The following is a 24,550-nucleotide window of genomic DNA, read 5'->3' as shown; positions in this document are numbered from 1 at the left end:
GGGGGCTTGCCCCCTTCCACATTTGGGTATCAGGCGCCCGCTTAAACCACGATGGTTTTAGGCAACCGCTGATCAATCACCTGATACAACGCACTGCCCTGGGGCCAATTGCGCATAAACCGCGCCCGGTCTTTAGCGTATGCCGGCGCAAAACTGGCAACAGAGCCGTGCTGACACATGGCATCCAGATCAATCATCGCCCAACGCCCATCATTCCAGAACAGGTTATGGCCTTTGAAATCGCCATGACTGATGCGCTCGCCAATCAACTGGGTAAACAACTGTTCCAGCGCGAGCAGCTCACTCTCAGGCGCATCGCCGTTTTCAACATACGGCGCAAAGCGCTCGATGATGTCCGGCCCCGGCAGAAACTCGGTGACCAGATACGCACGGCTGCGCAGCCATAAAAAGCGCTTCTCCAGCACCGCCAGTGGCTTGGGCGTAGCAAAGCCGAGAAATGCCAGGCGGTTACCCTCGCGCCAGGAATGCCAGGCTCGGCTCGGGCGCCAGAAGCGCTTGAGCCAGTGGGCAAAGCCTTTGATGTTGTAGCGCTTGATCACCAACGGCCGACCAGCCACTTCGACCTTGGCCACACTGGCCGCGCCGCCGGTCTTGTACAGGTGGCCCTGGTCGAGCAAGGCGTCTGCCTGTTCCAGCACCGGCAACATGGCCGTTTCTTCTTCGCGACGAATCGCACGCAAGCCAAAGGCGCCACGCACCACACTGAACAGCGTGCATTCGCGGCCAGTCTTGTCCAGAAAGTCCTTCAAGCGCCAGGCGCTGACTTTGCGCACCTGCTTTTCCAGGGCTTGCAGCGGCAAGGCGTGCTCACCATTACCCAGCAGGTAGTACACCAATAATTCTTCGGTAAACGGCTCAAGGTTTTTCGGCAGCTGGGCGAAAAACACGCCGAGGTTTTCCAGCACGCGATTGCGCGACAACGGCTTACCCGCCTCCTCGACACAAATGCCTGCGCCATCGATCAAGTACAGCTTGCCGTCCTGGCGCAGCAGGTTGTCCAGGTGCAGGTCTTCCTGCCACAGGCCTTTGGCATGCATTTGCGCAATCGCGCCCAATGCTTCGGCGAGCACGGCGGTTTGTTCGTCCGCCAACGGCGGCAGATGTTCGACGGCGTGCCACGCATCGGCCAGGCTTTGGGCGCCCTCGATAAACTCAAACAGCAGCCAGCCGCCCTCGCCGTCCTGCAAGCCATCGGCCAACAGCAACGGTGTGGTCAGGCCTTGCTCGGCCAACAAACGCACACCCTTGAGTTCACGCTGAAAATGCCGCGCCGCCTTGCTGCCAACCAACAATTTGGCCAACACCGGGCGACCACGCCACACTGCCGCGCCCACGTAGCGCTGCCCGGGCAACACCCGCAACAAGCTCAGCAGTTGCAACTGCCCCGGGCCTGCCGCATCCGCCAGATCGATGGTCAACGGCAGGTTGGGGCTACGGCCGGCATTTTTCAGCTCGGATAAACGCATCAGCGGTTCTCCTTGTGGCTGCGGCGTGCGGTCAGGCGCTGGTGCCAAGTGGAGACCAGGTCGCTGTCCTCGGGCTGCTCAAGATACGCCGCCAGCAGTTGGCGCACCTGCGCGTCCGACCATTGGGGCGCGCGACGCAGCAGCGGTTCCAGGTCCTTGACCCGGTCACGCCAGCCAAACAGCAACGGACGGGTTTTTTCCAGGTCAATCAGCTGCGCGGCATAACCCTCAGCGGTGGCCTGCAGGAAAATATGCTTGGGGTAAAAACAGCCATGCACCTGCCCGACGCTGTGCAGATGACGCGCCAGCTTGCCGCACGCCAACAGGATCGCACTGTGCTGGGCGGCGCTCAATTGCGGCCACTGCTCCAGCAACGAATCCAGGTCGTTCCAACCATCCAGAGCACGGGTAAGCAGCATTGCCCGGCGCTCGCCCTCAACCTTGCGCTCACCGAAGAACGCCGCCTGCAGAGCAGGGATTCCGAGCTTTCGATACAGGCTGATATTACGGAACTCGCGCGCAAAACTCGGCTCGCCAAACGGCCGGTGCAAGGTGCGCGTCAGGTAGTTGCTCTGGCGCTTGAGGTAATAGCCCTGCCCTTCAAGCTCCAGGCGATACACACTGCTCCAGCCGCCGTGACTGGTATTGGGCTCGTCCACTGCGTCCAGTTGCTTGGCCCACAGGGCGTCAAACGTCGCCAGACCGTTGCGCTCAAGCAAGGCTCGGTCTTCGGCCGCCAGGAAGTCACTCATTCGCGTCCCTCAAAAAACTTCACCACGTGACGAATTCGCCGTTTGTCCGACGCCGACAAGTGCGTGCGCTGGCGGTATTGCAGGTAGAAACGCAGGCGCTGGGTGGCCGACAGGTGATATTTGGCGACCTTGTCCAGGCAAGCCAAGTCCTTGGTGATGCGGTACTTGAGCCAGAAACCACGCCAGAAATCACCGTTGGGGCAATCGATCAGGTACAGGGTTCGTTGGTCGTCCACCAGCAGGTTGCGCCACTTCAAGTCGTTATGAGTGAAGCGGTGCTCATGCATGGTGCGCGTGTATTCGGCGAGCTGGCGGCTGATGCCATCGACCCACCGGGGGTCTTTCAGGCGTTCGTCATTGCGCTCGGCCAGCACTGACAAGTCTTCCGTCTTGGGCAGCTCGCGGGTAATCATCGCGCCCCGGTTATAAGCCAGGCCCTTGCGGTCCAGGCCCCAGGCGACGACATCAGCCGTCGGGATGCCCCACTTGGCGAAACGCTTGAGGTTCTGCCATTCGGATTTCACCCGCGGCCTGCCCAGGTAACGGCGCAAGCCTTTGCCGGCGCCCACGTAGCGCTTGACGTAATAATTGACCCCGCCGCGCTCGACCCGGATCACTTCCGACAGCGGGTCGCGGGTCAATCGCTCGCCTTGCAAGGCAAACACCGCCTCCAGGCTTCCAAAGTCATCCGCCAGGGCGGCATAGGCAGGTTCCAGGTTCCAACCCGCCATCAGAGCGCATCCCCGTATCGTTGCTTGCGCGCATAGAGCTTTGCAGCCATGCGCTCCAATTCGGCCAACAACGCGGTTTGCTCGGCCAGTATCTGGCGCAGTGGCTGCTGGAAGTAAGCTTTGAGAAAGCGCAGCTTGTCGCGCTGGGTCAGGCCGATCTCCAATGCGGAGTAATACAGGCCGGCCAGGTCCTTGTTACGCCAGCGCAGTGGAATCGTCGGACGCACCTGCGCACGGTGCAGGTCGATCACCGACAATTTCAGATTGTCGACGGTAATGGGCTGGTCGGTGTGCAACAGGAAATGGCAGAGGTAGCAGTCGCGATGGTTCACGCCACCGCGGTGCATCGCGCCGACGGTGCGCGCCAGCTCACGGGTCAAGGCGTGTTTGATGGCCGGCACGGGCGGTTGCTTGACCCAATCGAGGGTCAAGTCTTCCAGGCTGATAATCGGCGTCAGTTCCTGGGTAATGATGAACGAATGCTGGTCGGCCGGGTTGCTGCCTTTTTCGCCAAAGGCCACGGCGGTCATGGTCGGCACGCCCAGCGCTTGCAGGCGCTGGATCGCCAGCCACTCCAGGCCTGCGCCCAGTACCGGCAACTTGGCCGTGACCAGGTTCTTGAGGATTTCGCCCCAGCCAATGCCACGGTGAATCTTCACAAAGTAAGGCTGGCCTTCGACCACCGTACGCAACGTACGGCGAGCGGCCAGCTCGCGGAACACCTGGCCTTGCAGCTTCTCGACCTCGGCGAACGCATCGCGTCCGGCCCAGAGGGTCTTGAAGGGTTCGGCTAGAATCAACTTCATCGGTTTGGCTCCGCCAGAATCAGGTCCGCAGCGTACTGCGGCATGCTATAGAGGTCGGCCGTCTCGGCGAAGGCCAGACCATTGCGACTCCAGGTCGCACGCGCGTGTGGATCGTCGAGCATATCCACCAGGTACTGGTTGAGCTGGGCTTGCTCGAACGGCTCGTCCAACACTCGGCCGCTCTGGGCCTTGTCGATGTAGAACGCGTAGCCACACACCCGGCTCACCAGTACCGGGAGGCCGGCGACCACCGCTTCGACCAGCACCATGCCGGCCGCCTCGTTGTACGCAGGGTGAATCAGCAGGTCGGCGCCCAGCAGGAAACGCGGGATATCACTGCGGCCCTTGAAGAACTGCACCTGATCGCCCAGGCCCAATGCCGCACTCTGCAATTGGAATACCTTGGGGTCGTCCTGGCCGATTACAAACAGTCGGGTGCGCTTCTTCAGCTTGGAAGGCAAGGCGGCCACGGCCTTGAGGCTGCGGTCGACGCCCTTGGTCTTGAAGCCCGAACCGATCTGCACCAGCAACAGGTCGTCCTCGGCCAGGCCGAACTCACGACGAAACTCGGCGCGGATTTCGGCCGCGTCAGGCGGAGCGCGCCGGTCGCGGGCAATGCCCGGCGGCAGCAAGTGGAAACGCTCGGCCTGGGTGCCGTAATACTGGGTGAACAACTTCTGCTGATGTTCGGACAGCACCATGATTTGGGTCTTGGCGTCCTTATCGAACACCGCGCGCTCGTATTCGGCGAAGTGCCGATAGCGCCCGAACCAGCGGTACATGGGGTTGCGCAGGTTTTGAGCCTTGTCTTCGAACACCCCGTCGGCGGCAAAATACACATCCAGCCCCGGCATCTTGTTGAAGCCCACCACGCGATCCACCGGCCGCTTGGCCAGGTCGGCCTGGATCCAGGCATACAGCTTTTCATTGCGACGGTGATTGACCAGCGCCTTGACCGGCGCCACCAGTACTTCGAAGCCGGGTGGGATGTCGCCTTCCCAGATCAGCGTATAGACGCGAATCTTGTGGCCGCGCTGCTGGCACTCCAGGGCGATGCGCATGAAGTCGCGCTGCAAGCCACCGAAGGGAAAGTACTTGTACAGAACAAAAGCCAGTTGCATCAGTGCTGCTCCTCAGCCAGTAACAACGTGCTCAGCCGGCTTGCTACACGCTCAGGATTCAAGCGCGTGAAGCACAGGGGCGACTCACGCTTGATGTCGAACCGCCGCAGGTCGTCGGCGGTAGGTTGATAGGTACACTGCTTTTGCAGGCACGGCGCACACGGCCAGTCGCTGGCCAAATGGATCTGGCCCTTGCCGTAAGCGCCAGTAAGGCCCGGATTGGTGGGGCCGAACAGGGAAATGGTCGGCACATCCAGCGCTGCCGCCAGGTGACCGAGGCCGGTGTCCACCGCCACACAGGCGCGGGCGCCCGCCAACACGCCGGCCACGCCCGCCAGGTTGAGTTTGGGCAGCACTTCGGCGTTGGGCAGGCCTTGGGCCAGGCGCTCGGCCCGAGCCTTTTCGGCGGCGTTACCCCACGGCAATTTCACGTCCACGCCCAGGCGCCCCATGCGTTCGGCCAGCTCACGCCAATAGGCTTCGGGCCAGTGCTTGGTGTCCCAGGTAGTGCCGTGCAGCAGCAACACAAAGGGTTTTTTCGGCGGCAGGCCCAGCAGTTTTTCAACGCTCAGGCCATAGTCGCCCAAGCCTTTGGGCAGGTCGTAGCCCAGGGCCACGGCGAACAGTTGGCGCAAGCGCTCCACCGCGTGTTGCCCGCGGGCCACGGCCAGGCGTCGCGAATAAAAACGCGCAGCGATCGGCTCACGGGCCGAGTTTTTATCAAAGCCGGCCACTGGAGCACGCACATAGCGGGTCAGCCAGGCGCTTTTCAGCAGGCCCTGGGCGTCGATCACCAGGTCATACTTGGTCGACTGCACGGCCTGCTTGAAACGGCGCCACTCGCCGCTCTTGATGGTTTGCCAAAGGTTCTTGCGCCAGCGGCGAATCGCCACCGGGATTACCTTGTCCACCGCCGGGTGCCAGGTCGGGATTTCGGCAAAGCCTTCTTCCACCACCCAATCAAAGCGAATGCCGGGGATCGCCCGCGCTGCATCGGTCAACGCCGGCAAGGCATGGATCACATCGCCCAGGGATGAGGTCTTGACTACCAGAACCCGCAACTCAGTGAACCTCGACCACATCGCCCTGCAACCGCTGCAAGGCATCGGTTACCGGCTGCGGCAGCAATTGGCGCAGGCAGTTGTAGTGGCCGAAGCGGCAGGTGCGATCAAAACACGGGCTGCAATCCAGGCCCAGGCGCACCACTTCGACCTTGTCGGCCAAGGGCGGGGTGAAGCCTGGGGACGTGGAGCCGTACACCGCTACCAGCGGGCGATTCAGCGCCGCCGCCACATGCATCAGGCCGGAGTCGTTGGACACCACCGAGTCGGCGCAGGACAACAAGTCGATAGCCTCGGCCAGGGACGTGTCGCCACTGAGGTTCACCGCCTCTTCGCGCAGGCCGGGAATCAGGCGCTGACGAATATCTTCACCTACCGAATGATCGTTCTTCGAACCGAACAGCCACACCTGCCAGCCTTCGCGGATCTTGGTCTCGGCGACCTTGGCGTAATGCTCCGACGGCCAGCGCTTGGACTCGCCAAACTCGGCGCCAGGGCACAAGGCCAGGACCGGCCGATCAAGGGTGAGGCCGAACTTGGCCAGCGCCGCATCGCGGGTCACCGGGTCGATCTGCAAGCTGGGCCGCGGGTACGGCGTGGGCAATTGCGTGCCGGGCTCGTAGGCCAGGGCCATGAAGCGCTCGATCATCAGCGGGTAGCGGGCTTTATCCAGGGTGCGTACGTCATTGAGCAGCACATAGCGAAACTCACCGCGCCAGCCGGTGCGCTTGGGGATGCCGGCAAAAAAAGGCACCAGCGCCGACTTGAGCGAGTTGGGCAACAGGATCGCCTGGTCGTACTGGCCGGCCATGGATTTGCCGATGCGTCGGCGGGTCGCCAGCTCCAGGGCACCGTGGCCGAGCGGGAAGCTCAAGGCCTTGCGCACCTCGGGCATGCGCTCCAGGATCGGCCGGCTCCACTCAGGGGCGAGCACGTCGATCTGGCAGTCTGGATAGCGCTGGCGCAGGCACTGGAACAGTGTCTGTGCCATCACCATGTCACCGACCCAACTGGGCCCAACGATCAGAATATTCATGTAGTTTCCACAAACGATGCGGGGAGGCTTATGCCTCCCCGCCTCGATAATGACTGTAGATCGCGGCGCGCCAGGGAGCATCTTTATGTGGGAGCTGGCTTGCCTGCGATTGCATCACCTCGGTATCACTGATAAACCGAGGCGCCTGCATCGCGGGCAAGCCCGGCTTCCACATTAATCCGCATCCCATATAAAAATTGGCGTCGCCCAATCAGTCGAGTTTCAATTTAAGCCCAGCGCTTGCCAGATTCGCATCACCTGTCGCCGTTCGTCGGCAAACTGATCCCCGGCGACCGTGCCGGCCTCGTTCTGCAAGGCCTGGCGGTGGGCGGCGGAGCGGTAGGCCTTATACACCTCACGCAGCAAATGGGCATCGGCGGCGGGCATCAGCCCGACCTGCTCAAGGCCCTCCAGAATGCGAATATTGTCGGTGTAGCGCAGCAACGATGGATGTTGCGCAGACCACGCCAAAGCCGCGTATTGCACCATAAATTCAATATCGACGATACCTCCGGCGTCCTGCTTGAGGTCGAACACCGCCGTGGCCTCGAAGGCATTGGCGCCCCTGCCGGCCGCCGTGGCCTTGGTACCCAGGTTCTCGCGCATCTTGGTGCGCATCTCGCTGACCTCCTGGCGCAGCTTCGCCAAGTCCCGTTCACGCCCCAATACGTTGGCCCGTACCTGCTCGAATGCATGGCCCACATCCTGGCTGCCCACCAGCACCCGTGCGCGGATGAGCGCCTGATGTTCCCAGGTCCAGGCTTCATTTTGTTGATAGCGATCGAAGGCGCCCAGGGAGCTCACCAGCAAGCCGGATGCGCCGGAAGGTCGCAGGCGCATGTCCACTTCATACAGTTGGCCGGAGTTGGTCTGGGTGGTCAGCAGGTGAATGATGCGCTGGCCCAGACGCGTGAAGAACTGCGCGCCGTCAATCGGCTTGGCGCCATCGGTCTCGGCCTGGGGGTCGCCATCGTGGATAAACACCAGATCCAGATCCGAACCATGCCCCAGTTCGATGCCGCCGACTTTCCCATAACCGACAATGATGAACCCAGGATCGCACAGCGTGCCGTCCAGCCTCTGGGGTGAACCGTGCCGGGCGACAGTCTGGCGCCAGGCCAGGGCCAGTACTTGCTCAAGAATGGCTTCGGCCAGCCAGGTGAGATAGTCGCTGACTTTCATCAGTGGCAGGCTGCCAGCGATTTCCGAGGCCGCGACTCGCAGGCGGTGCGCCAATTTAAAGTGACGCAGGGCCTCCATTTGTTGTTCAAGGTCGTCCTCGGGGATGCGGGTGAGGCGCTCGCGCAACTCGGCTGCCAACTCCGGCGCCAGCGGCGGCTTGAACAGGCGGCCCTCGTTGAGCAGCTCATCGAGCAACAACGGGAAACGGGTGATCTGTTCGGCGATCCACGGGCTGGCGGCGCACAGGGTCAGCAGGCGACGCAGCGCATCCGGGTTCTCGGTGAGCAACACCAGATAGGCCGAACGCCGGGCGACGGCCTCCACCAACGGCAACACGCGCTCCAGCACCAGGTCCGGGTTGGCGTGCTCGACCGCCTGGGCCAGCAGGCGCGGAATGAATGCATCCAGGCGCTCGCGCCCCAGCCGCTGCATGGCACGCAACTGCGGGCTGCCGCGCAGGCCGGCCAAGGCCTTGAGGGCTTTGGGTGCATCGGTAAAACCGCCCTCGGCCAATTGACGGCATGCGGCGTCGTCATCCTGGGATTCCTCCCACAGCGGCAACCACTCACCACCGACGACCAATTCACTTTCTTCGCCTTCTTCTTCATCAGGGTCGGCAATCACTTGACGAAAGTGCCAGTCCACGCGGCCACGCCAGTACATCAGGCGTTCGTGGAACGCAGCCCAGTCGCTGAAGCCCAGCATGAAGGCGATACGCGCCTGATCTTCGGGATTGTGCGGCAGCATTTGGGTCTGGCGGTCGGCAATCGCCTGGATGGCGTGCTCGGTGTAGCGCAGGAATTCGTAGCCATTGCGCAGTTCGGTGATCACCGCAGCCGGCAGGTAACCCTGCCCCTCAAGCGTACCCAGCACGTTCAGCAGTGGGCGTTGTTGCAGGCTGAGGTCGCGGCCGCCATGAATCAGCTGGAACGCCTGGGCAATAAACTCCACCTCCCGAATGCCGCCTGAGCCCAGCTTGATGTTCTCGGCCATGCCCTTGCGCCGTACTTCCTGCTGGATCAACTGCTTCATGGTGCGCAGCGCTTCGATGGCGGAAAAGTCCAAGTAGCGGCGGTAGACGAACGGGCGCAGCATATCGAGCAACTGCGCGCCGGCCACTTGATCACCGGCCACTACGCGCGCCTTGATCATGGCGTAGCGTTCCCAATCCCGGCCCTGATCCTGGTAGTACTGCTCCAACGCGTTGAAGCTGAGCACCAGCGCACCGGCCGAGCCGTAGGGACGCAGACGCATATCCACACGGAAGACAAAACCGTCGACCGTCATAGGATCAAGGGCCTTGATCAATTTTTGACCAAGACGAATAAAGAATTCCTGATTGTCCAGGGAGCGCTTTACACCCACCGTCTCGCCGCCTTCGGGGTAGGCGAAAATCAGGTCGATATCCGACGAGAGATTCAGCTCCACCGCGCCGAGCTTGCCCATGCCGAGGATGACCATATGCTGCGCCTCACCGCTGCGCCGCCCGGTCGGCGTGCCGAACTGCGCGCAGTGGCGCTGGTACAGCCATTGGTAGGCCTGGTCGATGCTGGCGTCGGCCATGTCGGAAAGGTCGCGACAGGTTTGCACCAGGTCGGCCTGGCGCGTCAGGTCGCGCCAGATGATGCGCACCTGCTGGCGCGTGCGCTGGCGGCGCAGCACGCGGCCCAACTCATCTTCTGTTTCGGCCTGTTGCACGGCGCCGGCAATCTGGCTGCACAGCTCACCGGGCGCAAAGCCGCGGTCCAGCTCGCCCCAGGCCACCAGTTCGAGCAACATCAAAGGGTCACGAACACTCTGTTCAATGACAAAATCACTGGCAGCGCACACGCGGGCGAAGTCGGCCCACCGTTGCGGCGTCCACGCAGAAAGGCCATGATCGTCGTCCAGCGCGGCCACCGCGTCACGAAATGACTGCTCGGCCCGCTGGGCATAAGGCAAGAGAATGGCCGGCAGTTCGGCCAGCGTTGGAAGGCTCATGGTCTATCCTTGATCGGCGTGTAATTGGCGTGTAGTTGTGAACACAAGAGCCATGCTCGATGAAGGACTGTCGAACAAAAGTTAGAAATAGCTGAAATTAAATTAATCTTGGCAGGCAACATCAAACTTTCACCTTTTCTTGTTCGCAATAGACCAACAATAACGATTATGCTCACCAGCAAGACCGAGCCATACGCTCAGTCTTGTGTAGTTTTACTACTCGTATATACATTCGAAAGGCTGAAATGGCCGACGATTTGTAGTAAAACTACAGGACGCCGAAGCAACCTTCGGCCATCCAAGAATTTATGTCGTCTGCCCACAAGGCCAGTCGCAAACTTCAGGCAACCGATTCTGGTAGCCTTTCCGCCCTGGAGCAAGCCATGCAAGACCTCGATCCCGTCGAAACCCAGGAATGGCTGGACGCCCTGGAATCGGTTCTCGACAAAGAAGGCGAAGACCGTGCTCACTACCTGATGACCCGTATGGGCGAACTCGCGACCCGCAGCGGCTCGCAACTGCCTTACGCCATCACTACGCCATACCGCAACACCATCCCCGTTACCCACGAAGCACGCATGCCTGGCGACCTGTTCATGGAACGCCGCATTCGCTCGCTGGTACGTTGGAACGCCATGGCGATGGTAATGCGCACGAACTTGAAAGATTCGGACCTGGGCGGTCACATTTCCAGCTTCGCTTCCAGCGCCACCCTGTATGACATCGGCTTCAACTACTTCTTCCAGGCCCCGACCGACGAACACGGCGGCGACCTGATCTACTTCCAGGGCCACACCTCGCCAGGCGTCTACGCCCGTGCGTTCATGGAAGGTCGCATCAGCGAAGAACAAATGAACAACTTCCGCCAGGAAGTCGACGGTCAGGGCCTGTCTTCCTACCCGCACCCTTGGCTGATGCCTGATTTCTGGCAGTTCCCGACCGTTTCCATGGGTCTGGGCCCGATCCAGGCGATCTACCAGGCACGCTTCATGAAGTACCTGGAAGCCCGTGGCTTCATCCCGGAAGGCAAGCAAAAAGTCTGGTGCTTCCTGGGCGACGGCGAGTGCGACGAGCCGGAATCCCTGGGTGCCATTTCCCTGGCCGGCCGCGAGAAGCTCGACAACCTGATCTTCGTCATCAACTGCAACCTGCAGCGCCTCGACGGCCCGGTTCGCGGCAACGGCAAGATCATCCAGGAACTCGAAGGCGTGTTCCGTGGCGCCCAGTGGAACGTGACCAAAGTCATCTGGGGCCGTTTCTGGGACCCACTGCTGGCCAAGGACGTCGACGGTATCCTGCAACGTCGCATGGACGAAGTCATCGACGGCGAGTACCAGAACTACAAAGCCAAAGACGGCGCGTTCGTTCGCGAGCACTTCTTCAACACGCCTGAACTCAAGGCGATGGTTGCCGACCTGTCCGACGACGAAATCTGGAAGCTCAACCGTGGCGGCCACGACCCGTACAAGGTCTACGCGGCGTACCACGAAGCGGTCAACCACAAAGAACAACCAACCGTCATCCTGGCCAAGACCATCAAGGGTTATGGCACCGGTGCCGGCGAAGCGAAGAACACCGCGCACAACACCAAGAAAGTCGATGTCGACAGCCTGAAGTTGTTCCGCGACCGCTTCGACATCCCGGTCAAGGACGAAGAGCTGGAGAACCTGCCGTTCTTCAAGCCTGAGCCAAACAGCGCCGAAGCCCGCTACCTGAGCGAGCGTCGCACTGCACTGGGCGGTTTCGTGCCACAGCGCCGCGCCAACAGCTTCAGCGTACCGACGCCGGACCTGAGCACCCTCAAGGCCATCCTTGACGGCTCGGGCGACCGTGAAATCTCCACCACCATGGCCTTCGTGCGCATCCTCGCGCAATTGGTCAAGGACAAGGACATCGGCCCGCGCATCGTCCCGATCATCCCGGACGAAGCCCGTACCTTCGGTATGGAAGGCATGTTCCGTCAGTTGGGCATCTACTCCTCCGTCGGCCAGCTCTACGAGCCAGTCGATAAAGACCAGGTGATGTTCTACAAGGAAGACAAGAAGGGCCAGATCCTCGAAGAAGGCATCAACGAAGCGGGCGCCATGAGCTCCTTCATCGCTGCCGGTACTTCGTACTCCAGCCACAACCAGCCGATGCTGCCGTTCTACATCTTCTATTCGATGTTCGGCTTCCAGCGTATTGGCGACCTGGCCTGGGCGGCAGGCGACAGCCGTACCCGTGGTTTCCTGATCGGCGGTACCGCCGGGCGCACCACGCTGAACGGCGAAGGCCTGCAACACGAAGACGGTCACAGTCATATCCTGGCTGCCACCATCCCGAACTGCCGCACCTTTGATCCAACCTACGGCTATGAGCTGGCGGTGATCATCCAGGACGGCATGAAGAAGATGACCGAAGAGCAGCAGGACGTTTTCTACTACATCACCGTGATGAACGAGTCCTACCAGCAGCCAGCCATGCCGGCCGGTGTGGAAGAAGGCATCATCAAGGGCATGTACCTGCTCGAAGAAGACACCAAGGAAGCGGCGCACCACGTACAGCTGATGGGCTCCGGCACCATCCTGCGCGAAGTGCGTGAAGCGGCGAAGATCCTGCGTGACGAATTCAACGTCGGCGCCGACGTGTGGAGCGTGACCAGCTTCAACGAACTGCGTCGCGACGGCCTGGCCGTAGAGCGCAGCAACCGTCTGCACCCAGGCCAGAAGCCTGCGCTGAGCTACGTCGAAGAGTGCCTGGCTGGCCGTAAGGGTCCAGTCATCGCCTCTACCGACTACATGAAACTGTTTGCTGAACAAATTCGCCAGTGGGTCCCGTCCAAGGAATTCAAAGTCCTGGGCACCGATGGTTTCGGCCGCAGTGACAGCCGCAAGAAGCTGCGTCACTTCTTCGAAGTCGACCGTCACTTCGTGGTGTTGGCAGCCCTGGAAGCCTTGGCTGACCGTGGTGAGATCGAACCCAAGGTGGTGGCTGACGCCATCGTCAAGTTCGGGATCAACCCGGAAAAACGCAACCCACTGGACTGCTGAGGAGATTTTTTGTGAGCGAACTCATTCGCGTACCTGACATCGGCAGCGGTGAAGGTGAAGTAATCGAGCTGTTTGTGAAGGTCGGCGACACCGTCGAAGCCGACCAGAGCATCCTGACCCTGGAGTCGGACAAGGCGAGCATGGAAATTCCTGCTCCCAAGGCCGGCGTGGTCAAGAGCCTGAAGGTCAAGCTGGGCGACCGCCTGAAAGAAGGCGACGAACTGCTGGAGCTGGAAATCGAAGGCGCCGCTGATGCAGCCCCTGCGGCGGCTCCGGCTGCCGCTGCTGAACCTGCGCCTGCCGCTGAAAAACCTGCTGCCGAGGCCCCAGCGGCCCCGGCTGCTGCACCTGCCGCCGCCACCGTCCAGGACATTCACGTCCCGGACATCGGCTCGTCGGGCAAGGCCAAGATCATCGAGCTGCTGGTCAAGGTCGGCGACACCGTCGAAGCCGACCAGTCGCTGATCACCCTGGAGTCCGACAAGGCCTCCATGGAAATCCCTTCGCCGGCTGCCGGCGTAGTGGAAAGCATCGCAGTCAAACTGGAAGACGAAGTCGGCACCGGTGACTTCATCCTCAAGCTGAAAGTACAAGGCGCTGCCCCGGCAGCCGCTCCAGCACCGGCGGCTGCTCCGGCTGCCAAGGCTGAAGCCGCTCCGGCCGCTGCTGCCCCGGCACCTGCTGCAAAAGCCGAGGCCACACCGGCCCCTGCTGCTGCCGCTCCTGCGCCAAGCGGCGCCAAGGTGCACGCCGGCCCTGCCGTGCGTCAGTTGGCCCGCGAGTTCGGCGTCGAGCTGAGCGCCGTCTCGGCCAGCGGCCCGCACGGTCGTGTGCTGAAGGAAGACGTGCAGGCTTACGTCAAAGCCATGATGCAAAAGGCCAAGGAAGCACCGGCTGCCGGCGCGACGGGCGGCTCGGGCATTCCGCCGATCCGTACCGTGGATTTCAGCCGCTTCGGCGAAACCGAAGAAGTGCCGATGACCCGCCTGATGCAAATCGGCGCGGCCGGCCTGCACGCCAGCTGGCTGAACATCCCGCACGTGACTCAGTTCGATCAGGCCGACATCACCGACCTGGAAGCTTTCCGCGTTGCGCAGAAAGCCGTGGCCGAGAAGGCCGGCGTGAAGCTGACCGTGCTGCCACTGCTGCTCAAGGCCTGCGCGCACCTGCTCAAGGAACTGCCGGACTTCAACAGCTCGCTGGCGCCAAGCGGCAAGGCGATCATTCGCAAGAAGTACGTCAACATCGGCTTTGCCGTCGACACTCCGGATGGCCTGCTGGTACCGGTCATCAAGAACGTCGACCAGAAGAGCCTGCTGCAACTGGCTGGCGAAGCGGCTGCGCTGGCTGCCAAGGCCCGCGACAAGAAGCTCACCCCGGACGACATGCAGGGCGCCTGCTTCACCATCTCCAGCCTCGGTCACATTGGCGGCACTGGCTTCACGCCAATCGTCAACGCGCCGGAAGTGGCGATCCTGGGTGTTTCCAAGGCCACCATCCAGCCTGTGTGGGACGGCAAAGCGTTCCAGCCGAAGCTGATGCTGCCACTGTCGCTGTCCTACGATCACCGTGTGATCAACGGCGCCGCAGCTGCACGCTTCACCCAGCGCCTGAGCCAGTTGCTGAACGACATCCGCACCATCCTGCTGTAAGCCGCAGGGCCTTCCCTTTACGGGGAAGGCCCTTGCCGCACCGATTTCCGAGCGCCACGCTCGTACCTCAACCCCGCCACTTGGCGGGGCTTTTTTTGTGCGCTCGGTGTACGCACAGAACAGGCTTGTACACCTTCTGTCACTTCGATTGCAGAAATCCCCCGCACGGCCGATAACTGCCTTATAGCACTTAGCCTTCATCCTCTCTTGTCAGTGCGTGCCGCATGATGCAACCTTGCCGCAGGCGACAGTAAAGAGGGCGTGAGCCGGGCGCCACGCGCATTTTCCCAAGCGAGTTTCCCCATGAAAAGCCAACCCGATGTCGCCCGTATGGCGGCCGAGGTAGTGACGCAATTACCGGTGCCTTCGCGCCTCGGTATGCTGCGTTTCGAGCGGCTTAATGAGGCAAGCTGGGCCCTGCTGTACCTCGATCCCAATTGCGAGCGCCAGTTCGGCCTGCCAGCGGTGGAACTCTGCGCGCTGATCGGCACGCCCTACGCCAGCCTGATGGAGCCCCAGGCCCGCTATCAGCTGCACGACGCAATCCAGCAGCAACTGACCCACAGCTCCCATTACCTGGTGCGCTATACCCTACACACCCATGACGGCCCGATGAGCCTGCTGGAAATGGGCGAGGCCTACAAACAACACAACCGCCATCTGCTGCGCGGCTACCTGATGGTGGTCGACGGGCTGTTCAGCGATACCACCGCGCCCGCCCCGACCGCTGACCTGGAAAACCAGAACAGCCGCCTGCAGATCGCCTTGGAGCTCAACCAGCGTGCGCAGCAGGAACAGTTGCAACACCTGGAACGGGTGCGCGCCCAGCAGGAGCTGATCCTGCTGCTGGCCCGACAGCGCTACACCACGCCCAATTCATTGCAAGAAGCCGCTGAGCTGATCACCCGTAGCGCGTGCGACATTTACCAGATCGACTGCGCCAGCATCTGGCACCTCGAAGGCCAACATCTGGTGCCTATCTCGGCGTACCACCGCGCCGACCAACAGCACCGCCTGCCCCAAGCCATCGACGCCAGCGGTTTCCCGGATTACCTGGAAGCCCTGCACTCCAGCCGCGCCATCGACGCCACCCATGCCCAACGTGACCCGCGTACCCGGGAAATGGCCGAAAGCCTGCGCGCCAACGATATCCACGCGATGCTCGACGCCAGTATTCGTGTCGACGGCCAGGTCGTCGGCGTGCTGTGCCTGGAACAAAGCGGCAGTTCACGTGCCTGGCAGTCCGATGAAATCGCGTTTGCCGGCGAGCTGGCAGACCAGTTCGCGCAAGTCATCAACAACCACAACCGCCGTACTGCCACCAGCGCCCTGCACCTGTTCCAGCGTGCTGTGGAACAAAGCGCCAATGCCTTTCTGCTAGTCAATTGCGACGGCGTGGTGGAGTACGTCAACCCCAGCTTCACCGCAATTACCCAATACAGCGCAGAAGAAGTCCACGGCCACCGCCTGGCGCAACTGCCGGCCCTGGAAAATCTCAGTGAGTTGCTGTTCGACGCGCCGTCGGCCCTGGCCAAAAGCAACAGCTGGCAAGGCGAGTTCAAAAGCCGGCGCAAGAACCTGGAGCCCTACTGGGGCCAGTTGTCGATTTCCAAGGTGTACGGCGATAACCGCGAGCTGACCCACTACATCGGCATCTACGAAGACATCACCCAGACCAAGCTGGCGCAACAGCGCATCGAGCGTCTGGCCTACACCGACAACCTGACCAACCTGGGCAACCGACCGGCGTTCATCCGTAACCTCGACGAACGCTTTGCCCGCGACAGCGACAGCCCGATCAGCCTGCTGCTGGTGGACATCGACAACTTCAAGCGGATCAACGACAGCCTCGGCCATCAGACCGGCGACAAGTTGCTGATCAGCCTGGCCCGCCGTTTGCGCAATAGCTTGAGCAGCGGCGGCAGCCTGGCGCGCTTCGCCAGTAACGAGTTCGCAGTGCTGTTGGATGATTCCGACCTGGAGACCGGCCAGCAGGTCGCCAGCCAGTTGCTGGCCACGCTCGACAAGCCGATGTTCGTCGACAACCAGTTGATCAGCGTCACCGGCTCCGTGGGCCTGGCCTGCGCGCCACTGCATGGCCGCGACCCGCAGACGCTGATGCGTAACGCAGGGCTGGCGCTGCACAAGGCCAAGGCCAACGGCAAACACCAGGTGCAAGTGTTTACCGAAGCGTTGAATGCCGAAGCCAGCTACAAGCTGTTCGTGGAAAACAACCTGCGTCGAGCCCTGACCCAGAACGAGCTGGACGTGTTCTACCAGCCCAAACTGTGCCTGCGCAGCGGTCGTCTGCTGGGCATGGAAGCCCTGTTGCGCTGGAACCACCCGGAAAAGGGCATGATCCGCCCCGACCAGTTCATCAGCGTGGCCGAAGAGACTGGGTTGATCATTCCGATCGGCAAATGGATCGCCCGCCAGGCGTGCCGCATGAGCAGACAGTTGAGCGCCGCCGGCATGGGCAATTTGCAGGTGGCGATCAACCTGTCGCCCAAGCAATTTTCCGATCCGGACCTGGTGACCTCGATTGCCACCATCCTCAAGGAAGAACAGCTACCGGCCAACCTGCTGGAGCTGGAGCTGACCGAGGGTTTGCTGCTGGAAGCCACCGAAGACACGCGCCTGCAACTGGACCAGTTGAAAAGCTTTGGCCTGACCCTGGCCATGGACGATTTCGGCACCGGTTACTCGTCGCTGAGCTACTTGAAAAAATTCCCCATCGACATCATTAAGATTGATCGCAGCTTTATCCACGAGATCCCGGATAACCAGGACGACATGGAAATCACCTCGGCAGTGATCGCCATGGCTCACAACCTCAAGCTCAAGGTGGTGGCCGAAGGCATCGAGACAGCCGAACAGTTGGCGTTCCTGCGCAGACACCGCTGTGATGTCGGCCAGGGCTACCTGTTCGACCGACCGATCCCCGGTGCAGAGCTGCTGACGATGCTTAAACGCTACCCGCGCGGGCCAATCGCCTGACAGCGCTGTAACACTCGGGCACACTGACTGTCTGACAATTTACTGTTACTCAACCTGACGAGAGGACTGATCATGGTCTTGCGCTCGGAAATTCTGGTGAACAAAAACGTGCTGCCTACTCAAGAACAAGCTTTGCCTGGCCGTGAAACCCCGATGAAGCTGCCGGAAACCCACTTCGTCAACGGCAACCCGCTGCTGGGCCCCTTCCTGGATGACGTCGGTTTTGCGATCTTCGGCCTGGGTTGTTTCTGGGGCGCTGAACGCAAGTTCTGGGAACGCGACGGCGTGGTCAGCACGGTGGTCGGCTACGCCGGCGGCTACACGCCGAACCCGACCTACGAAGAGGTCTGCTCAGGCCTGACCGGCCATAGCGAAGTGGTACTGGTGGTGTATGACCAGGCCAAGGTCAAGTACGAAGACTTGCTGAAGATGTTCTGGGAATTGCACAACCCTACCCAGGGCATGCGCCAGGGCAACGATATTGGCAGCCAATACCGCTCGGTGATCTACGCCACCACGCCGGAGCAACTGGCGGCGGCGAAAACCAGTGCCGAGGCTTATCAGCAAGAGCTGACCAAGGCCGGCCTGGGTGAGATCACCACGGAAATCGACGAAGCACCGACGGTGTACTTCGCCGAGGCTTACCACCAGCAGTACCTGGCGAAGAATCCGCAGGGTTACTGCGGGATCGGCGGCACCGGCGTGACCTGCCCGATCTGAAGACGAACATAAAACCCAATGTGGGAGGGGCGGTGCGACGATTCGACTTGCTCCCGATGGTGGTATGTCAGTTACAGATTTACTGACTGACACTCCGCTATCGGGAGCAAGTCGAATCGTCGCACCGCCCCTCCCACACTGGTTTTGTGTTTGGCTGGAAAGTCGCTTATTCGGCGATCAGCCAATCCATCTGCCACCCACCCTGGGTCTGGCCAAGCTTCTTTGACAGCCACGGCAGCAACTCACGCAACTCCTCTTCCAGGCCCCACGGCGGGTTGGCAATCGCCAGGCCCGAGCCGGTCAGGGTGTTGGGCGTGTCCAGTGGATGCACCAGCAGTTCCACCCGCAGCAGCTTCGGCGCACCGGTACCGGCCAGGTCCTGGTAGAAGCGGCGCAACATGCGCTGGTCTTTCACCGGGTACCAGATCGCCGCGACCGTCTGGCGCATGCGGCTGACGGCTTCCTTGAGGGACGCCGCACAACGCTGCATTTCGTCGAGCTTCTCGAACGGCGGGTCGATCAGCATCAACGCGCGTTTTTCCGGCACCGGCAACAGGGCACGCGGCACATGCCAGCCTTCGCCCAGATGCACTTTGACCCGGCGATCACCCTTCATATTGTCCTTGAGCAGCACGCCATCTTCGGGGTGCTTCTCGTTGAGCAGCACACGGTCCTGGGGACGCGTGAGGCGTCGCGCCAGCTCCGGCGAGCCCGGGTAGTAGCGCAACTGGCCGTCCGGGTTCATCTCGTGCAGCACGCGCATGTAGTCCGCGGTGAGCGGCGGCAGGTCACTTGCGCCCCACAGGCGAGCGATGCCTTCCAGGTACTCACCGGTGCGGTTGGCCTGGTCGCCCTGCAAGTCGTACAGGCCAATGCCGGCATGGGTGTCGAGGTAGGCGAACGGCTGCTCCTTGCGCGACATCAGGGCGATGAGGCGGGTCAAGGTCAGGTGTTTGAAGACATCGGCGTGGTTGCCGGCGTGAAAGGCGTGACGATAATTCATGGTTGCTCCTGCGCAGGGGGCGAAGTTTACCTTCTACCGGTGCAAAGGTGCAGGGCCGCATGGCGGGCGGTACGGATATCACGCGAGCCTCATGGGTTTAACTCAGTTGTGCGCCAAGGTAGTCCGCCAACTCGGCATGGCTGATATCCGGCCTGCGTGCGAAGTAGGCGACCTTGTGCTGCAGGATCGTGGGTGTAAACGCAGTGTATAAGTCGGGACGCTGCTCCTGGAGCCATTGCAACACGTTGTCGATCAGCACCTGGGGCGAGTGTTGCGCCAGGCTTGCCAACAATGGCGCCGGCACTCGCCACCAAGGGCTGGGTTTGGCCGCAGCCACCTGGCGGGGCGAGACTGCCAACGACTGGCCGTTGATTAAGTAACACTGGAATACGGGCAGCACAGTGGCGGCATCGTCACCCAACTGCTGCAACATCGGCAAAAACTGCGCGCCATCCCAAAAGCGCAAAAATACCGGCTGGTCTTCAGGCAGGTACACCTGGGTCAAACCCTTCAAGTGATCGATCACAACCTCCAACGGGCACGAAGACACCGCCAGCCAGCCCCAGTCCACGGCCTGGGTGGTGGCTACCCAGTCGAGAAAAGCACTGCCAGGCTCGACAATGCCAACATAAGGCATCACCTCATTCCAATCGGCATAGGGCGTGCCCGCCCACACCGGTTGCGGCGGTGGTGCGACCGCCATGGTTTGCCAGGCTGCAAACGGCTTGGCCTCGCTGGTGCTGCCCATGACGACGTATAGCTGCTCATCAGGCTGCAACGGTTTTTGGGCCAGCCAGGCGCTGGGCGTCAAGGGTGAGGCCATCAGGGGAAACTCCGTGCGTGGGCGCTGATATCGCACTGCCCGTTTTTGCAGCGCTCACACTCTTCGCAAAACGGCGCACTGCGCGTGAGGCTGGCCGCTTGCGCAGGGCTTAGCGGCGCGGGAATAACGGCCAACAATGTTTCCTTCCCCCCCGGCATTAACGGCGGCGCCGCCGGAACAGGCGCGCCGCCTGGCTGGATCGGCACACTGCTGAATATCCCGCCCGCCGACAGCGTGATCGACTGCCCGCCCGCTTGAATCGTCACGCTGGCACCGGCATCAATGACGATGCTTTGCCCAGCGCCCAATTGAATGGTCTGCCCGGCACGCATGTACTGCGAACCGCCGACCGCCAGATGATCATCCTGCTTGAGCTCAGTGAGGCGATTGCCATGGGTAATGCGCTGCTCCTGGCCTTGCAGCTCATGGTGCGACTCGCCGCCCACCCGCATACGGCGCTGGTTATCGACCTGCACCTGCTGGTCATGCAGCACATGCTGGGTCCAGTCCCGCTGGGCGCGCAGGTAGATTTCCTCGGCACCCTTGCGGTCTTCGATGCGCAGTTCGTTGTAGCCTCCACCGCCCGGGCTGCTCTGGCTACGCAGGATGCTGCGGGTCTTGTCCGCCGGCAGGTCGAGGGGCATTGGCCTGGCGGCATTGGGCAGGCAGCCCACCACCAGCGGCATGTCCAGGTCACCATTGACGAAACCTACCAACACCTCCATGCCAACCCTGGGAATCAACACCACACCATAGCGGTCATGGGCCCAGCCGCTGGCGACACGCAACCAACAACTCGCGTGGTCGTTGTGCTCGCCGATACGGTCCCAGGCCAACTGCACCTTGACCCGGCCGTAGTCGTCGCAATGGATTTCACTGTCGACCGGGCCGGTGACCACCGCGCTTTGGTAGCCCGCTATGGTCGGGCGCGGCTGCTCAGGCAAGGGCGGGCGAAAGATTGCATCCCACGGCGTGGCAACAAAGGTGTTGCCATACCCCTGACGAAACGCCCCGCCAACCACCTCGGTGACCGCTTCCTCCAGCACCTGGGGCTGTTTGCCTTCGTGGGTGACTTGGGTGACCAGCCATAAGTCATTCCACTCCTCGCGCGGGTGCTCCCTCAATTGCAGGAACCTGCCGCCGGCCAAGGCCGGCTCGTCGCTTTGCCCCTGGGCGATGCGGTAGTCGCTGCGCTGCCGCTCCAGGCTACGCTGGGCGAGGTACTTGCCATGGGCCCGGTCGGAAAAATAGCCGGGGAACTGCTGCGCCTCAAGCTTGGGCAACTGCGCGTCGGCCGCCGTGCTTTGCAGCTCGAGGTGCGGTTTGCAAAAATCGTAATCGCGCAGATTGACCGCCGTGGTGCGGGTTGCCAATTGCAGTGTGAAACGCTTGATCGCCGGCGCCTGGGCAACCATGCCCGACCCAGGCCGGTACGGCGTGGGCTGATCGACCTGGGCAAATACCGTCTGGTCATCGCCAAACACCAGCAAATGAGCATCGGGGCAATGCTGAAAGTGATAGTGAATGCCGACTTCGGCACACAGGCGTTGGATGAACGCCAGATCCGTCTCACCGAATTGCACGCAATACTCACGTTCAGGGTATTGACCGCTCAGCCGGAACTCAAAGCTGTCACTGTGGATGCCCTGCCCCGCCAACACCTGCGCAACGATCTGCGGCACCGTCTGATGCTGGAAAATCCGCTGATGACTGCTATGCGCCAGATACGCCAGGTGCGGCGCCAGGCTGAGCTGGTAGCGCGTCAGGCGCCGTCCGGAATCGCCCTGGGCGACCCGATACACCAGGCCATGCACCCCATGGCCGCGGTCATCGAAACCCAGGTATACCTGACGATGCAGCAAGCTCTCCAGGTCGATATCCGGCTGCTCGCTGACCAGCTCAAGTTCGAAACGGTAAGGCTGGCTGATGGCCTCGGAGCCACTGAACTCATACACCTTGAGGTCACTGGGCGCCCCATCCAGGGCCAGGGTAAATGCGCTTTGATTGGCAGGAGCGAACATCCGGTGTTTCTCTGCGAAGGGTGGCAGCCGATTCTGCACCAGCTTTTTGCCCGGCCGGGCGTATCGCAGCCAAATCAGTAAGGTCCTACCTCTACCTTCATCCAACCACCCTCGAAGACAACCAACCGAACTAGCCGAAACCAAAACGGCCCGCCATCCAAAGGACGCGGGCCGTTTTTGTTTCAACTGGACAGGCGCTCAACGCCCGGCGCAGTTATTTGTTGAGGTTGTAGTCTTTTTCCGCAGCATCAAAACGCTCGACCATACCAACCGTCGGTGCGCCCATCTTGCTCACGAAGTAGATCGCCAGGCTGGCGAAGATGAAGCCTGGGATGATTTCGTACAGACCCAGCAGTTCGAAGTGCTTCCACACGATCACGGTGATCGCGCCGACCAGGATGCCGGCCAGTGCGCCGTTGCGGGTCATGTTTTTCCAGATCACCGAGATCAGCACCACAGGGCCGAACGCAGCGCCGAAACCGGCCCAGGCGTAGCTGACCAGGCCCAGCACACGGTTTTCCGGGTTGGCGGCCATGGCGATAGCGATCAAGGCCACTACCAGCACCATGATCCGACCGACCCAAACCAGCTCAAGCTGGGAAGCGCCTTTGCGCAGGAACGCCTTGTAGAAGTCTTCAGTCAGTGCGCTGGAGCACACCAGCAGCTGGCAGCTCAAGGTGCTCATCACAGCCGCCAGAATGGCCGACAGCAACACACCGGCAACCCAAGGATTGAACAGGATCTTGGCCAGTTCGATGAACACACGCTCAGGGTTTTCAGTTACCGGGCCAGCCACTTCCGGATGCGCCGAGAAGTAAGCGATACCGAAGAAGCCCACTGCCACTGTGCCGCCCAGGCACAGGATCATCCAGGTCATGGAGATGCGACGTGCGTTGGCAATCGACTTCACCGAGTCGGCCGCCATGAAACGCGCCAGGATGTGCGGCTGGCCGAAGTAGCCCAGGCCCCAGCCCATCAGCGAGATGATGCCGATGAAGGTGGTGTTTTTCAGCATGTCGAAGTTGGTCGGGTCTTTGGCTTCAATGGCCAGGAACGTGGTGTCTACGCCGCCGGTGGCCAGCAGCACGATGATCGGCGTCAGGATCAGCGCGAAGATCATCAGCGTGGCTTGTACGGTGTCGGTCCAGCTGACCGCCAGGAAACCACCGATAAAGGTGTAGGCAATCGTTGCCGCAGCACCGGCCCACAGCGCGGTCTCGTAGGACATGCCGAAGGTGCTTTCGAACAGGCGGGCACCAGCGACAATGCCGGAGGCGCAATAGATGGTGAAGAACACCAGGATCACCACTGCCGAGATGATCCGCAGCAGGCCGCTTTTATCTTCGAAGCGGCTGGAGAAGTAATCCGGCAGGGTCAGGGCGTCGCCATTGTGTTCGGTCTGCACCCGCAGGCGGCCAGCCACGAACAACCAGTTGAGGTAAGCACCGGCGATCAGGCCGATGGCAATCCAGCTTTCCGACAGGCCGGACATGTAGATGGCGCCCGGCAGGCCCATCAACAACCAGCCGCTCATATCGGAAGCACCGGCCGACAAGGCTGTCACCACGCTACCGAGGCTGCGACCGCCGAGGATGTAATCGGAAAGGTTGTTGGTGGAGCGATAGGCCATCAAGCCGATCAGCACCATTGCTGCGATGTAGATCACGAACGTGATCAGGGTTGGATTGCTAACGCTCATATGAGTGACGCCCTGGCTTTGTTTTTATGTAGCGACGGTCTGTCAGATCGCCACTGGTGGATAACCGAGTAGACGAGCCTGCTAGCCGCGCATTTATGACTGGCGTTTCCCCAGGAAAGCCGCCAGCCGATGAACCAAACCTTAGAGGTGGTTGCACCTTGGTGCGCGAATGCTATTCAACAAAGCAAATAAGGTGCAACCAGTTTCTTGCGAATAAGTTGCACCCAGGTGTGATTTAGGACAAACGCCGTGTTTTTGCTCCTTTTCGGAGCAAGAACAGCCGATCTCAGAAGTAAACGCACCAATGCCAGGCGGATTTTGTCGAAGGCCAATTTTTTTCCGATCAACCGTCGAAAATTTCCTGAACAAAAGGGTTGCACCCGGTTGCACCTCTGCATTGGCAAAGCTAATCTTGCCGCCAGCAGATGCCACTCGGTAGTGGCACCCATG

Annotated in this window: 16 protein-coding genes; 4 read left to right on the top strand and 12 right to left on the bottom strand. The window is 61.3% G+C overall.

Annotated elements, in window-relative coordinates; genetic code table 11:
* Window positions 1-41: 41 nt before the first annotated feature.
* From IH404_RS03215 to glnE, 8 genes are all read right to left on the bottom strand, one after another.
* Window positions 42-1,487 carry a lipopolysaccharide kinase InaA family protein gene (locus tag IH404_RS03215; protein ID WP_194439941.1) on the bottom strand — a complete coding sequence of 482 codons (1,446 nt, stop codon included), beginning with the start codon at window positions 1,485-1,487 and terminating at the stop codon, window positions 42-44.
* On the bottom strand, window positions 1,487-2,239 hold the full coding sequence (locus tag IH404_RS03210) for a lipopolysaccharide kinase InaA family protein (RefSeq protein ID WP_194439940.1): 753 nt from the start codon (window positions 2,237-2,239) through the stop codon (window positions 1,487-1,489). Before IH404_RS03210 ends, IH404_RS03215 begins: the two co-directional genes overlap by 1 nt.
* A complete protein-coding gene (locus IH404_RS03205) occupies window positions 2,236-2,970 on the bottom strand; it encodes a lipopolysaccharide kinase InaA family protein (RefSeq protein ID WP_005784139.1) in 735 nt (244 codons plus the stop codon). Before IH404_RS03205 ends, IH404_RS03210 begins: the two co-directional genes overlap by 4 nt.
* Window positions 2,970-3,776 carry a lipopolysaccharide core heptose(I) kinase RfaP gene (rfaP, locus tag IH404_RS03200; protein WP_194439939.1) on the bottom strand — a complete coding sequence of 269 codons (807 nt, stop codon included), beginning with the start codon at window positions 3,774-3,776 and terminating at the stop codon, window positions 2,970-2,972. The genes IH404_RS03205 and rfaP overlap by 1 nt, the downstream gene beginning before the upstream one ends.
* Window positions 3,773-4,897, bottom strand: coding sequence for a glycosyltransferase family 4 protein (locus tag IH404_RS03195; RefSeq protein ID WP_005784135.1), 1,125 nt, complete (start codon window positions 4,895-4,897; stop codon window positions 3,773-3,775). The genes rfaP and IH404_RS03195 overlap by 4 nt, the downstream gene beginning before the upstream one ends.
* Window positions 4,897-5,958 (bottom strand): lipopolysaccharide heptosyltransferase I, encoded by a 1,062-nt coding sequence (gene waaC, locus IH404_RS03190; protein WP_005784134.1) that lies wholly within the window; start codon window positions 5,956-5,958, stop codon window positions 4,897-4,899. The genes IH404_RS03195 and waaC overlap by 1 nt, the downstream gene beginning before the upstream one ends.
* A gap of 1 nt (window position 5,959) precedes the next feature.
* Window positions 5,960-6,994: a lipopolysaccharide heptosyltransferase II gene (gene waaF / locus IH404_RS03185; protein WP_032878265.1), complete on the bottom strand. Its 1,035-nt coding sequence runs from the start codon at window positions 6,992-6,994 to the stop codon at window positions 5,960-5,962.
* Window positions 6,995-7,216: 222 nt separating this feature from the next.
* The gene (gene glnE / locus IH404_RS03180) at window positions 7,217-10,156 is read right to left on the bottom strand and encodes a bifunctional [glutamate--ammonia ligase]-adenylyl-L-tyrosine phosphorylase/[glutamate--ammonia-ligase] adenylyltransferase (protein ID WP_194439938.1); all 2,940 of its coding nucleotides are present in this window, start codon (window positions 10,154-10,156) and stop codon (window positions 7,217-7,219) included.
* Between the two features lie 383 nt (window positions 10,157-10,539).
* On the opposite strand from glnE, the gene aceE reads away from it, so the two are divergent.
* The 4 genes from aceE (at window position 10,540) to msrA (ending at window position 18,554) form a co-directional block, all read left to right on the top strand.
* Window positions 10,540-13,185 (top strand): pyruvate dehydrogenase (acetyl-transferring), homodimeric type, encoded by a 2,646-nt coding sequence (gene aceE / locus IH404_RS03175; protein WP_034117391.1) that lies wholly within the window; start codon window positions 10,540-10,542, stop codon window positions 13,183-13,185.
* 11 nt (window positions 13,186-13,196) lie between these two features.
* Window positions 13,197-14,837, top strand: a complete 1,641-nt coding sequence (gene aceF, locus IH404_RS03170; protein WP_103733920.1) for a dihydrolipoyllysine-residue acetyltransferase — start codon at window positions 13,197-13,199, stop codon at window positions 14,835-14,837.
* A gap of 303 nt (window positions 14,838-15,140) precedes the next feature.
* On the top strand, window positions 15,141-17,834 hold the full coding sequence (locus tag IH404_RS03165) for a GGDEF and EAL domain-containing protein (protein WP_194439935.1): 2,694 nt from the start codon (window positions 15,141-15,143) through the stop codon (window positions 17,832-17,834).
* Window positions 17,835-17,906: 72 nt separating this feature from the next.
* On the top strand, window positions 17,907-18,554 hold the full coding sequence (gene msrA, locus IH404_RS03160; protein WP_194439934.1) for a peptide-methionine (S)-S-oxide reductase MsrA: 648 nt from the start codon (window positions 17,907-17,909) through the stop codon (window positions 18,552-18,554).
* 166 nt (window positions 18,555-18,720) lie between these two features.
* Here msrA and rlmJ read toward each other — a convergent pair whose 3' ends face one another.
* From rlmJ to putP, 4 genes are all read right to left on the bottom strand, one after another.
* A complete protein-coding gene (gene rlmJ, locus IH404_RS03155; protein ID WP_005784124.1) occupies window positions 18,721-19,557 on the bottom strand; it encodes a 23S rRNA (adenine(2030)-N(6))-methyltransferase RlmJ in 837 nt (278 codons plus the stop codon).
* Window positions 19,558-19,654: 97 nt separating this feature from the next.
* On the bottom strand, window positions 19,655-20,380 hold the full coding sequence (locus IH404_RS03150) for a DUF4123 domain-containing protein (protein WP_194439933.1): 726 nt from the start codon (window positions 20,378-20,380) through the stop codon (window positions 19,655-19,657).
* On the bottom strand, window positions 20,380-22,401 hold the full coding sequence (locus IH404_RS03145; RefSeq protein ID WP_194439932.1) for a type VI secretion system tip protein VgrG: 2,022 nt from the start codon (window positions 22,399-22,401) through the stop codon (window positions 20,380-20,382). The genes IH404_RS03150 and IH404_RS03145 overlap by 1 nt, the downstream gene beginning before the upstream one ends.
* A 214-nt stretch (window positions 22,402-22,615) precedes the next feature.
* Entirely contained in the window at window positions 22,616-24,100 is a 1,485-nt protein-coding gene (gene putP / locus IH404_RS03140; protein WP_005784119.1) for a sodium/proline symporter PutP, read from the bottom strand.
* Between the last annotated feature and the right edge of the window lie 450 nt (window positions 24,101-24,550).

It is taken from the genome of Pseudomonas sp. OST1909, from assembly GCF_015277575.1.
GTDB classification, from domain to species: Bacteria; Pseudomonadota; Gammaproteobacteria; order Pseudomonadales; family Pseudomonadaceae; genus Aquipseudomonas; species Aquipseudomonas synxantha_A.
This window is presented reverse-complemented; position numbering and strand designations above follow the sequence as displayed.